This window comes from Brevundimonas sp. G8 (assembly GCF_902506205.1).
In the GTDB taxonomy this organism is placed as follows: domain Bacteria; phylum Pseudomonadota; class Alphaproteobacteria; order Caulobacterales; family Caulobacteraceae; genus Brevundimonas.
This window is the reverse complement of record NZ_LR732816.1, coordinates 2,073,583-2,085,346: the sequence shown is the minus strand read 5'-3', so window position 1 is coordinate 2,085,346 and position 11,764 is coordinate 2,073,583. Positions and strand designations below refer to the sequence as shown.

Annotated in this window: 10 protein-coding genes and 1 pseudogene; 5 read left to right on the top strand and 6 right to left on the bottom strand. The window is 68.0% G+C overall.

The annotated features are described in order from the left end of the window. Positions 1-60: 60 nt before the first annotated feature. From CHRYSEO8AT_RS10180 to CHRYSEO8AT_RS16140, 4 genes and pseudogenes are all read right to left on the bottom strand, one after another. On the bottom strand, positions 61-1,236 hold the full coding sequence (locus CHRYSEO8AT_RS10180) for a phosphoserine transaminase (protein WP_159849700.1): 1,176 nt from the start codon (positions 1,234-1,236) through the stop codon (positions 61-63). A 47-nt stretch (positions 1,237-1,283) separates the two neighbouring features. Next, positions 1,284-2,198: a DnaJ C-terminal domain-containing protein gene (locus CHRYSEO8AT_RS10175; RefSeq protein WP_159849698.1), complete on the bottom strand. Its 915-nt coding sequence runs from the start codon at positions 2,196-2,198 to the stop codon at positions 1,284-1,286. An 87-nt stretch (positions 2,199-2,285) separates the two neighbouring features. Then, on the bottom strand, positions 2,286-4,532 hold the full coding sequence (locus CHRYSEO8AT_RS10170) for a glycoside hydrolase TIM-barrel-like domain-containing protein (protein WP_236547502.1): 2,247 nt from the start codon (positions 4,530-4,532) through the stop codon (positions 2,286-2,288). A 313-nt stretch (positions 4,533-4,845) separates the two neighbouring features. Next, a pseudogene (locus CHRYSEO8AT_RS16140) lies at positions 4,846-5,295 on the bottom strand (autotransporter outer membrane beta-barrel domain-containing protein); the annotation flags it as partial. Positions 5,296-6,503: 1,208 nt separating this feature from the next. Here CHRYSEO8AT_RS16140 and uvrC point away from each other — a divergent pair. Genes uvrC through pgsA form a run of 3 tightly spaced genes read left to right on the top strand, consistent with a single transcriptional unit; the run spans position 6,504 to position 9,723 of the window. After that, complete coding sequence (gene uvrC, locus CHRYSEO8AT_RS10165) at positions 6,504-8,393, top strand: excinuclease ABC subunit UvrC (RefSeq protein WP_159849695.1); 1,890 nt, start codon at positions 6,504-6,506, stop codon at positions 8,391-8,393. A 20-nt stretch (positions 8,394-8,413) separates the two neighbouring features. Next, a complete protein-coding gene (locus CHRYSEO8AT_RS10160; RefSeq protein ID WP_159849693.1) occupies positions 8,414-9,034 on the top strand; it encodes a carbonic anhydrase in 621 nt (206 codons plus the stop codon). Positions 9,035-9,078: 44 nt separating this feature from the next. Next, positions 9,079-9,723, top strand: a complete 645-nt coding sequence (gene pgsA / locus CHRYSEO8AT_RS10155) for a CDP-diacylglycerol--glycerol-3-phosphate 3-phosphatidyltransferase (RefSeq protein ID WP_201304404.1) — start codon at positions 9,079-9,081, stop codon at positions 9,721-9,723. Here pgsA and CHRYSEO8AT_RS10150 read toward each other — a convergent pair. Continuing rightward, positions 9,720-10,238, bottom strand: coding sequence for a TIGR02281 family clan AA aspartic protease (locus CHRYSEO8AT_RS10150; protein ID WP_159849689.1), 519 nt, complete (start codon positions 10,236-10,238; stop codon positions 9,720-9,722). The two genes, pgsA and CHRYSEO8AT_RS10150, sit on opposite strands and share 4 nt — an antisense overlap. A 75-nt stretch (positions 10,239-10,313) precedes the next feature. Continuing rightward, positions 10,314-10,535, bottom strand: coding sequence for a DUF1289 domain-containing protein (locus tag CHRYSEO8AT_RS10145; protein WP_159849686.1), 222 nt, complete (start codon positions 10,533-10,535; stop codon positions 10,314-10,316). A gap of 156 nt (positions 10,536-10,691) precedes the next feature. On the opposite strand from CHRYSEO8AT_RS10145, the gene CHRYSEO8AT_RS10140 reads away from it, so the two are divergent. Next, complete coding sequence (locus CHRYSEO8AT_RS10140) at positions 10,692-10,844, top strand: hypothetical protein (RefSeq protein WP_167762455.1); 153 nt, start codon at positions 10,692-10,694, stop codon at positions 10,842-10,844. A gap of 117 nt (positions 10,845-10,961) precedes the next feature. Next, the gene (locus CHRYSEO8AT_RS10135; RefSeq protein WP_159849684.1) at positions 10,962-11,759 is read left to right on the top strand and encodes a crotonase/enoyl-CoA hydratase family protein; all 798 of its coding nucleotides are present in this window, start codon (positions 10,962-10,964) and stop codon (positions 11,757-11,759) included. Positions 11,760-11,764: the final 5 nt, after the last annotated feature.

Here is an 11,764-nt window from a genome sequence, read left to right as displayed (position 1 = left end):
CGGGCGCAGCCTATAGCGGGGGAATCATCCGATGTCTCCGTAAGATCCTCCCCCATTACGCTACGCTTCTCGGGTGAGGACCAATTCCGAGACCGCCGTTTCGAACGCCCATTCCAGCCAGGGCGTCGCTGCGACCACATCGGCCGTCTCGACCGTGCAACCGCACCACAGGCGTAGTCCGGGCGGGGCGTTGCGGTGCGGCTCCATGTCGAACACGGCCGCCTCGCCTTCCAGCAAGGCCTTGAAGCGCATGACGAAGGCCTTCTGCGCCTTGGCGTCCAGCGCGGCGATCCGTGCATCGGTGAACTTCAGACAGACCGAAGTCGTCGACCGGATTTCCGGCCGATCTGGCAGGAAGTCGATCCAGTCCGTGCGCTTCACCCATTGCGCCAACGCGGCATAGTTGGCGTCCGTCCGCCGGATCAACTCCGACAGGCCGCCGATCCCCTTCGCCCAGTCCAGGGCGTCGATCCAGTCTTCGATGGTCAGGATCGAGAAGGTGTTGATCGCCACCCCGTCCGCCAGCGCCCGGTCGAACCGACCCTTGCCGTCCGTCAGCCGCAGCAGCTTGGGGATCGCCCGATCCGGCCGATACCTATCCAGCCGCGCCACCGCGCGCGGCGACAGCACCATCACGCCGATGCCTGCCTCGCCGCCCAGCGCCTTCTGGAAGCTGAAAGTCACGACATCCAGCTTGTCCCACGGCAACGGCATGGCGAAGGCGGCCGAGGTCGCGTCGCAGATGGCCAGCCCCTCGCGGTCGTCGGCGATCCAGTCGGCGTCCGGCACGCGCACGCCCGAGGTCGTGCCGTTCCAGGGAAACACCACGTCCCTGGACCAGTCCGCCTGGCTCAGATCCGGCAGCTCGCCCCACGGCGCCGTCAGCGCCTCGGGCTCCAGCCCCAGATGATCCTTCACGTCAGCCAGCCAGGTCAGGCCGAAGTTCTCGAACGCCACCACCTGCACCGGCCGCTGCCCCAGCATGCCCCACAGCGCCGCCTCAACCGCCCCCGTGTCTGACCCCGGCGTATAGAGCATCACATGGCTCTCGGGGACTTCCAGCACCTCGCGCGTCAGCCGCAGGCCATGCGCGAAACGCTCCACCACCTCCGGCGCGCGGATGCCCCGTCCCAGCAGGTCGGACGGCAGGCCCGCCAGGCTGTATCCCGGCCGTTTCGCCGTCGGCCCCGCCGAAAACCACGGCCGCGCCGGCTTCACATCAGGCTTGGAAATCATGCTCTTTCCCCTTTGGCGCTACCGCGCTTCGCGCGGCTTGAGCGCGCTCAACGCCCCGGCATATAGGGCCGCTTGGCCCGCCATTCCTCGGCGAACCGGGTCAGGGCCTCGTCCGGCTCGTCAGGCAGCGTCACCACCAGCCGCGCCAACAGATCCCCCCGCTTGCCGGCCGCGAACGCCCCGCGCGCCTTCAGCCGCAGGATCTTGCCCGAGTTCGACCCCGCCGGGATCGTCATCTGCACCACGCCCTCGGGCGTCGGCACACGCACCTTGGCGCCCAGCACCGCATCGGGAACCGACACCGGCAAGTCCATCGTCAGGTCCGCGCCGTCGCGCTTGTAGATCGGATGCGTCTCGATCTTCAGCTCGATCAGGGCGTCGCCGTTCTCGGCCCCACGTCCTGGCGAACCCTGTCCGCGCAGACGGATCGTCTGGCCTTCCGACGCGCCTTTGGGAATGGTCACGTCCAACGTGCGCCCGTCCGAGAACTGGATCCGTCGCGTCGCCCCCGCGATGGCGTCCTCCAGGCTGATGTCCAGCGTCGCCTTCACGTCCTGCCCACGCGCCGTGAAGTCCCGTGCCCCGCGCTGACGTCCGCCCCCGCCGAACATGCCGAACAGGTCGTCCAGATCGACACCGTCAAAGCTGGCCCGACCGCCGGGCCCGCCGGCTCCGCCACCTTGGCCGAATGGGCTGCCGCCCGCGCGACCGCCGCCGCCAAAGCCGCGATATTGGTCGTTGCCGTCGTCGTCGATCTGGCCGGCGTCGTATTTGGCCCGCTTCTCGGCGTCGCCCAGGATGTCGAAGGCCGCCGTCACCCGTTTGAACTTATCCTCGGTGATCTTGTCACCCTGGTTCTTGTCGGGATGCAGTTCCTTCGCGAGCTTGCGATACGCCTTCTTGACCTCGTCCGCGCTCGCGCCCTTCGAAACGCCCAGTTCCTTGTAGGGGTCGCCTGCCACGTCCGTTGTCGCTCCAACTGAAAAACCGAGAGGCGTCAGTTAAGCCATGCCCCGCCCCCCGCAAAGGGCCGGACCCGCCCTATTTGCTCAGATCAGCCCGATTTCCGCCTCCACACCCCAACCGAAGCCCTCGCCCCACTGCGCCACGGCGATCCGCGCGCCCGCCTTCACGCCCTCGGGGAAGTCCACGGCCAGGTCCGCCGCATCATAAGATGCCGACGACCCCTCCAACTCCATCGTCCGAACCAAGACGCCTCCGTCCAGCACCCTCAAGCGGAACCGCATCGGATCGACCGCCGCCGGTTCGCCATCCCAGCCGTCGCCGAACAGCCGCACACGCGGCGTCCACCGGATCGTCAGCCCGTCCTCATCCGCAGCGACCGCCAGTCCACATGGCGACCACGGCCGGTCATGCACGCCCCTCGACACGTACGCGGTCTCGCTGAACCCCGCCCCGCCCGGCGCCGCCCCGGCCGGTCCCACGCGACAGACATCGAACGCCGCCAGCAACGGCTCTAGCGCATCGCGCGTCCGCATCGGCCGGTCGATGACATATCCAGCCGCCGCCCCCTCGACGCCCTCGATCGACATCTCCTCCGGCGTCAGCCCGCCGCGCGCCAGCACCGCCTCGATCAGGTCGCGCCCGTCCCCCGCCAGCCGCCCGTTCAGCCAGTGCCCGGCCCGCCACGCGCCTGCGTCGGCCCAAACATCCCCCCTTGCCGGAAACGCCGGATAGGGCCGCGCGTCCCAGCACCAGGCGTCCGCCCCCGCCAGCATCCGCCCGCCATAGACTGGCGATGCGGGATTGTTCTCAGGATCCGCATAATGCCCCAGCACAGCCTCCAACGCCGCGCGCTGCACTGCGTCGTCGCGCGCGCCCCTCGATCCCGGCGGCAGATGGCTCTCGGTGCTCTTGGGGTCCTGGAACAGGTTCGGCGCATTGGTGCCCCGGTCCACCGCCGCACAGCCGAACTCCGACAACCGCACCGGCTTCATCCCCGGAACCCAGGCCGTCGCCGTCGCGCGCCGCACCCCGCCCGGGCGGTCATGGTGCCGGTTCGACCACCACCCCTCCAGATCCTTGGGCCGGAACACCCAGTCCTCGCCATACGCCCCATCGACGATGGGCGTGCGCACCTGCGCTGCCCGATCCGCCTCGCTGGCATAAAACCAGTCGAACCCGTCCCCACCCGCGACGCCCGCCGCCAGATAGGCCGGGTCCGCTGCCCCGCCGAACGCCGCCGCATCCACCCCGCCGTCGCCCGCACGCCAGTCGCTCAGCGGCGGATACCAGTCGATCGACACATGATCGATGTTCGCATCGGCCCACAGCGGATCGAGATGAAACACCACCTCCCCGCCCGCCTGCCACCCGAAATATTCGCTCCAGTCCGCCGCATAGGACAGGGCCACGCCCGGCCCCACCACTGCCCGACATTCCGCCGCCAGCGCCCGCAACTGAGCCACCGCCGGAAAGCCCCCGGCTGCATCCCGCGTCCAGGTCACGCCCCGCATCTCGGACCCGATCAGCACGCCGTCCGCCCCCTCCTCGGCCGCGATCCGGGCGTAGTGCAGCGCCATCCGCAGCAGACCCCAATCCTCGGTCCCGCCGAACAGGGCCGCGATCTCCGCCGTCGCTCCCGCGCCATCCACGCCCGCCACACGCCCCCGCCACGGATACCCAGGGCAGTCCATGAAGACGAACGGATACAGCGTCACCTCCAGCCCCCGCGCCTTCATCTCGCGGATCGCCTGATGCACGCTCTCGTCCGACGGCGTCCCGCCATAGGCCGGCGCGCCGTCGACCCGACTGACCTCATAGGCCTCATCCCGCGTGACACCCGCCACGGACCAGCTCATCGGCTCCGTCGGCTTGTCGCGCCGCTCCACCCCCGGCCGAACGCGGCAATGCCCGGCCCTCAGATCGCTGCCGAACCACCCGACCACCAAACTGACCCGCTTCAGGTTTGGCAGCTGCGCCTGCAGCTGATCCAGCGAAACAACCAAGTCCGCCCGCCCCTCGCCGTTGTGCACATTCTCCACCGCCGTCCGCGTCAGCCCCTCGCGACGCACCACCGCCTCGGTCGCCAGGGCGAACTCCCCCGCACCAGGGATCAGGCACACGCCTTCCAGCAGGTCCTCCAGTCGCGCCGCCTGGCCCCTGGGCCGCCGAAACACCTCGAAACTCAACTGCGGAACACGATCCCCGAACGGCCCCAACGGCAAGTCCTCGAACACCACATAGGCCGCGCCGCGATAGGCGGGCGCATCCGCCTCCACCGCCTCGATCAGCGGGTCCGGCGTCTGGTCCTCGCCCCCGCGATACACCCTCATCACGACGCCCGTCATGTCCATCAGTCGCCCATCGGCCCAGACCCGCCCGACCCCGTCGATCTCGCCCTCGCACAGCGCCACGGCAAAGCTTAGCGAATAGACATAGTCGACGACGCGACAGTTTCGTGATCACGGGCGGCGCGGGCGGCTCGGGCGGTTGCGGCGGGGGTGCGGGAACCGGCGGTTCCAGCGGAGGCGGCGCAGGGGCCGGCTGCGGCGCCGGCACGCTGGGCGGCGGCGTCACCACGGTCGAACGCAGATACCAGTTGTCCGTCGTGCCCTGCGACACGCCGCCCCGGAACAGGAAATACTCGAACGCCCCGGCCGCGACCCGACCGTTCAGGGCGAAGGCGCCGCCGGCCGTGCTGGCCCCGTTCGCGGCCTCCACCACCATGATGCCGTCCACCGCCGTCGAGGCCCCCACGCCGCCCCGGTTCAGGATCGACAGGCTGGTCGTGCCGGATGCGCTGCCGCCCAGGATCACCAGCCGATCCGACGCCGAACTGTCGTCGCCCAGCACCGTGTCGAGCAGCACGAGCCCATCGGCGCCCACAAAGTCGCCCGTGATGGTGAAGCGGTCCCCCGCCCCTGCGGCGCCGTTGGTCAAATCGATGCGCCCGGCGTTCACCACCCGCGCCAGGCTCCCGTTCAGGAAGGGCGAGATCGATCCGTTCAGCCCGCCGCCGAACAGGGTGCTGGTCGCATCGATGCTCAGGACACCCGTGCCGCTGCCCGCGTCGCCCAGCACCAGGGCGCCGTCCATGGTCAGTTCGGTGTCGTTGGTCAGGTACACGCTCTCCCATCCCTGGAAGCGCGCCACACCGGCCGACGTGACATTGTCCAGCGTCAGCCCGTCATCGCCCTCGCCGCCCAGGATCGCAGGCGTCCGCCCCATGTTCGCGGCCGTCAGGTTGCGCAGGACGGCGACGTCGTCGTCGCCCCCCATGTCGATCATGCCATAGATGATCCCGCCGCCGTCCCAGACGAAGCTGTCATTGCCGACGCTCATCCGCACCTCGCCGCCGACCGAACCGCCGGTCACGGTCAGGCTGTCGGCGCCCCCGCTGACGCTGATATTGCCGCCGATCTCGCCGCCCGAGATCACGATCGTGTCGTCTCCGAACCCGGTCACCAGATTGCGGTCGATGATCCCGCCTGACATGTCGAAGACGTTGTTCGCCAGTTTCATGTTGACCCGACCGATCCGGCCGCCCGTCATCACCGCCCGGTCGCCGTCGTCGAAGAAATCGATGATCCGGCCGCCCGACATGAAGAAGGTGTCGAAGTCGTCGCCCTGGTTCAGCGACTGGATCGCGCCGCCCGTCATGCGGAAATCGTCGACGCCGCCGCCCTGCTGGACGCCGCCGAGAACCGCGCCGCCCGTGATCACGAAACTGTCGCGTCCCGCACCCTGATCGACGGCGCCGGTGATGGTCCCGCTGTTGATCTCGACACGGTCCGCGCCGTCGCCGAACACCACCGAACCATTCAGCGTGCCGCTGCCTCCGACCGGGAGCAGCAGGCTGTTGTCGCCGACCAGATCGCTCAATCCGCCTGTCGATGTCGCGCTGGTGCAGGTGTAAATGTCGTTGCCGACCGCCGGGGGAAAGGCGCACTGGGCGTTCGCCGAGGTGGAAACAACGATGACGCCAGCCGCCAGCGCAGTTCCACAAAGCAAGCCCGCAGTTCGATTCCGTCCAGCAGCACGTCGCATCGTGTCCTCCCATCCTCCGGCGAGGCTTCAGCGGAAACTCCAGCCTGCGATCAGGACACGCACAAGAGGTTTACATAGGTTTAATCTCTAAACATCACCACGCTCGACTTCATCACAACAGACACGCCGACCTTCAAGCGCCTCTCCCGCATAAACCATAGTCTAAAGCAGCGCTTATTTACTGCACAGCTTCTGACGCATCAGACATGCCGTCATGCCCGCGCATGATCGCGAGGAAGCCCCTATATTGCCGGGCGATGGTAGAGAATCGAACAGAGGAAGCCCTCGCCGAGACGGACGGCGCGATCCTGACGGCCGCCGCCCTGATCGCTGACGAGGCGCGCCGCGCGCCGGACAAGCCGGGCGTCTATCGCATGTATGGCGAGGACGGGTCGTGCCTCTATGTCGGCAAGGCCAAGTCGCTGAAGAAGCGCATCGTCCAGTATGCGCAAGGGCGCTTCCACACCCAGCGCATCGGCCTGATGGTGGCCCAGACCCGGTCGATGGAGCTGGTCGTCACGGCGTCCGAGACCGAGGCCCTGCTGCTGGAATCCAACTTCATCAAGAAGTTGAAGCCGCGCTTCAACGTCCTGCTGCGCGACGACAAGTCCTTCGCCGAACTGATGATCCGCAGCGACCACCGCGCCCCTCAGGTCAGGAAGCATCGCGGCGCCCACACCACGCCGGGCCACTACTTCGGCCCCTTCGCCTCGACCTGGGCGGTCAATCGCACGCTGAACACGCTGCAGAAGGCCTTCCTGCTACGGTCCTGTTCGGACAGCGTCTACGAGACCCGCACCCGCCCCTGCATGCTGCACCAGATCAAGCGCTGCTCGGCCCCCTGCACCGGCCTGATCTCGCTGGAGGACTATGGCGAACTGGTCACCGAGGCCGAGCAGTTCCTGCGCGGCAAGTCCCGCGCCGTCATCGGCCGCCTGTCGCAGGAGATGCAGGCCGCCTCGGACGAGATGGACTTCGAACAGGCCGCCCGCGTCCGCGATCGCATCCGCGCCCTGTCGGCCATCTCGATGGAGAACTCCGTCAGCGCCGACAGCGTCCCCGAGGGCGACGTCTTCGCCCTGCATTCCGACGGCGGCCAGGCCTGCGTCCAGGTCTTCTTCTATCGCGCCGGCCAGAACTGGGGCGGCCGCGCCTATTTCCCGCGCGTGGACAAGACCGACACCGACCCCGAGATCCTGGCCGCCTTCCTGGGCCAGTTCTATGAGGACAAGCCGATCCCGCGCCTGATCTTGTCCAACGTCCGCCCGCACGAGCTGGAGCTGCTGGAGGAGGCCTTCTCGATGAAGGCCGACCGCAAGATCGAGATCGTCCGGCCCCAGCGCGGCGAGAAACTGGCCCTGGTCGACCACGCCCTGACCAATGCGCGCGAGGCCCTGGGCCGCCGCCTGGCCGAAAGCTCGGCCCAGGGGAAAATCCTGGACGAGGTCTGCGAGGCCTTCGGTCTGGAGACCCGGCCCGAGCGGATCGAGATCTACGACAACGCTCATATCCAGGGCACGAACGCGGTCGGCGGCATGGTCGTGGCCGGCCCCGACGGCTTCCAGAAGTCGCAGTATCGCAAGTTCAACATCCGCGGCGAGGATCTGACCCCCGGCGACGACTACGGCATGATGCGCGAGGTGATGCGCCGCCGCTTCGCCCGCCTGGTCAAGGACGAGGAGGAAGGCGAGGACGCCGTCCGTCCCGACCTGCTGCTGATCGACGGCGGCGCGGGTCAGTTGGCTGAGGTGCTGGCGGTGCTGGCCGACCTGGGCCTGGACGACATCGCCGTGGTCGGCGTCGCCAAGGGGCCGGATCGCGATGCGGGGATGGAGAAGTTCTTCATGCCCGGCAAGCCGCCCTTCATGCTGCCGCTGAAGTCGCCGGCCCTCTACTACCTGCAACGGCTGCGCGACGAGGCCCACCGCTTCGCCAACGGCGCCCACGCCAAGCGCCGCTCGATGGACATCAAGAAGAATCCGCTGGACGAGATCGAAGGCGTCGGCCCCGGCCGCAAGAAGGCCCTGCTGCACGCCTTCGGCTCCGCCAAGGGTGTGGGCCGCGCGTCTGTCAGCGACCTAGTCAAGGTCGCCGGCATAAACCAACCCCTCGCCGAACGCATCCACGCCTTCTTCCGTAAAAGCTGAGCCGGAGGTAAAGACCCGACATGAGCGACACCGAAGACGAACTGACCGCCGGCTATCGCCGTTTCCGGGCCGAGCACTGGCCGACCGCCCATGCGGAATATGAGGCCCTGGCGCAGGGGCAGAAGCCGCACACCTTGATCGTGGCCTGTTCAGACAGCCGCGCCGATCCGGCCCTGATCTTCGACGCCGCGCCGGGTCAGTTGTTCGTGGTCCGCAACGTCGCCAATCTGGTGCCGCCCTATGAGCCCGACGGCCGGCTGCACGGGGTCTCGGCGGCGCTGGAGTTCGGGGTCAAGGTCCTGAACGTCAAGCGGATCGTAGTCATGGGCCATGCCCACTGCGGCGGGGTCAACGCCATGCTGCACGGCGCGCCCGACAGCTGCGCCGACTTCGTCGCCCCCTGGGTCGCGCAAGGCACGCCCGTCGTCCAGCACGTCGCCGAGACCGTCGCGCCTGATCAGCTGGAGCGCGCGGCCGAAGAGGCCATCGTCCGCCTGTCGATCCGAAACCTGCGCACCTTCCCCTGGATCGCCGAGCGCGAGGCCAGGGGCGATCTGGAGCTCAGCGGCCTGCATTTCGGCATCGCCGAGGGCGCCCTGACAGTCATGACCGACAAGCCCCGGTTCGAACCGTTGGCCTGACCGGCGAACCGTGCCACACCCGGCGCGTTGCAACGGATATGATGATGACACCCGCCCACCGCGCCAATCCCATCCCCAACATCCTGACCGGCGCGCGTCTGGCCGCCGGGGTGGTGATGTTCGCCATGATGGCCGGCGCGGCGCCGGGAGCGCTGGAGGCCTGGCTTTCGCCGGAGACGCAAGGTCGGTTCAGCGTCTGGGCCTTCTGGATCTTCGTCATCGCCGCCTCGACCGACTGGGTCGATGGCTTTTTAGCCAGACGCTGGAACTCCACGACGCGCTGGGGCGCCATCCTCGATCCGATCGCCGACAAGGTGCTGGTGACGGGCGCCATCCTGGGCGTTCTGGCCTCGGGTTCGCTGCCCGGTATCGCCCTGCCTTGCGGTCTGATCCTGTTCCGGGAGTTCGCCGTTTCCGCCCTGCGCGAGACCATGGCCGGACGGATCGAACTGCCCGTCACCCTGGCGGCGAAATGGAAGACCACGGTGCAGATGGTGGCTCTGGCCGCGCTTCAACTGACCCTGTTGTGGAGCGCGCTGGGTCTTCAGAATCCTGACGGATCGCCGCTGGCCTGGCAGCCGGCGTTCGAATCCTTCGCCATCTTCCTGATCTGGTTCGCCGCCATCATCACCCTGTGGACGGGCTGGCAGTATTTCAGCGAAGCCCGTCGCCAGATGAGGGACCTCTAGGGCCGCAGCGTCAGACCGACGGGCGTGGCCTCAAAGGCCGACAACCGGCCCAGATAGCTCATGCCCAGCAGGGAATATTCGAGGCCCTGTTCGACGACCAGAGCCTCGACCCCGTCCACCCGCGCCCCGGCGACCGAGACCGATTTCAGCTGCACCGGGGCGGCGCGCACGACGCCTGAAGCGGTCTGCACCCGGCCGGTGAAATCCTCGGGTTCGGGATCGACGCCCAGGCGCAGGGCATCGGCGCGCGTCAGGGCCACGACGCTGGCGCCCGTGTCCACCAGCACCCGCACCGCGCGACCTTCGATCCTGGCCTGGGCCCAATAGTGACCGTCCGCGCCCTTGACCACCTGGGCCGCCGTGCCTGACGCCGGGGCGGACGAAGCCGCGACCATGGGCGTCGCCGCTTGGGCGGCGCCGTCGCCCTCCAGATGTCGGATCGTCAGCGCCGTGCCGAACGAGGCCATGAGGGCGACGCCGAGCACGATGACGGACTGGAAATCGATGCGAACCATGTCCCCTGTCTAAGGGGGCGGCGTTTGGATGCCGTGAAACGACGTGGCTGACGAAAGCTTAAACGCCTAACCGCGCTAGCCCAGCTTGGCCGGATCGACTTGGGACCGGCGCGTAGGCAGGTCGGCCATGACCGCCGCGCGTTCGGCGTCGCTGAGCGCGCGCCAGCCAGCGATCTCCTTCAGGGTGCGGAAACAGCCCAGACACAGGCCGCTCTCGCCATCGACGGCGCAGACCATGACGCAAGGGGTGGCGATGGCCTTGGGCGGTCCCGGCCTGCTCGGACTGGGAACGCTCATTGTGACACAGACGCGAAAAACACTCCGACTCCTGACGAATAAATTTGCAAATTCACGAAACCGTCTTATATTACCCAATGACGCGAAACGACTGACGGTGGAATCCCATTGGTACGACGCGTCTCTTTTCATCGTTCTGCGAAAGGAGACGCCAAGATGAACGATAAGGAGCGTAACCTCCAACACGCCATGATGTCCTTTGCCCTTTGGGGCGGGATGCTGGTCAACAGTCGGCATATGCCGTCGAACTCGAGCCGGGTGGTCAGCCATCCGTCGAACTTCGTACCCTATACGATCAAGAAACGCTGACGGCCCTTTTCGGCCCCAGCCTGAAAAAGCCCCGGTCTCGACCGGGGCTTTTGCAATTCCGGACTTGCCTGACGCGGCGTTCGCAGTCGATGACGGTCGCGAACACGGAGACGACGCATGGGCCTGATCGCCGAAGAGAGACAGGGCGCGATCCTGATCTGGACGCTGGACCGCGAGGCGCGGCTGAACGCCCTGCCCGACCTGACCGACGGGGACGAGGTGGCGGCGGCGTGCGAGCGGGTCAACGCCGATGCGTCCATCCGCTGCGTGGTCCTGACCGGCGCAGGACGGGCCTTCTCGGCCGGCGGCGACCTGACCGCCATGCGGGACCGGCGCGACCTGTTCGAGGGGTCAGGCGCCGCCATCCGCGAACGCTATCGCCGGGTCGTGCACCGGATCGTGCGGTCGCTGTACGGGCTGGAGGTTCCGCTGATCGCCGCCGTCAACGGGCCGGCCATGGGGCTGGGCTGCGATATAGCGGGCCTGGGCGACATCCGGATCGCTTCGGATCGCGCCAGCTTCGGCGTGCCGTTCCTGAAGCTGGGCATCATTCCCGGCGACGGCGGGTCGTGGCTGCTGCCACGCAACATCGGCTATGCCCGCGCCGCCGAGATGCTGTTCACCGCACGCTCCATCGACGCCGCGACGGCCGCAGAATGGGGGCTGGTCAATCGCGTGGTCGCGCACGACGACCTGATGGCCGAGGCCCTGACCACCGCCGCCCAGGTCGCGGCCAAGCCGCCGCAGGCCCTGCGCATGGCCAAATCCCTGCTGCGCCAGGGGCGCGACATGAACTTCGACCAGATGCTGGAGATGTCGGCGGCCATGCAGGCCCTGGCCCACCTGACCGAGGACCATCAGGAAGGCGTCGCCGCCGTGCTGGAAAAGCGGCCGGGCAAGTTCACAGGAAACTAGGCGGG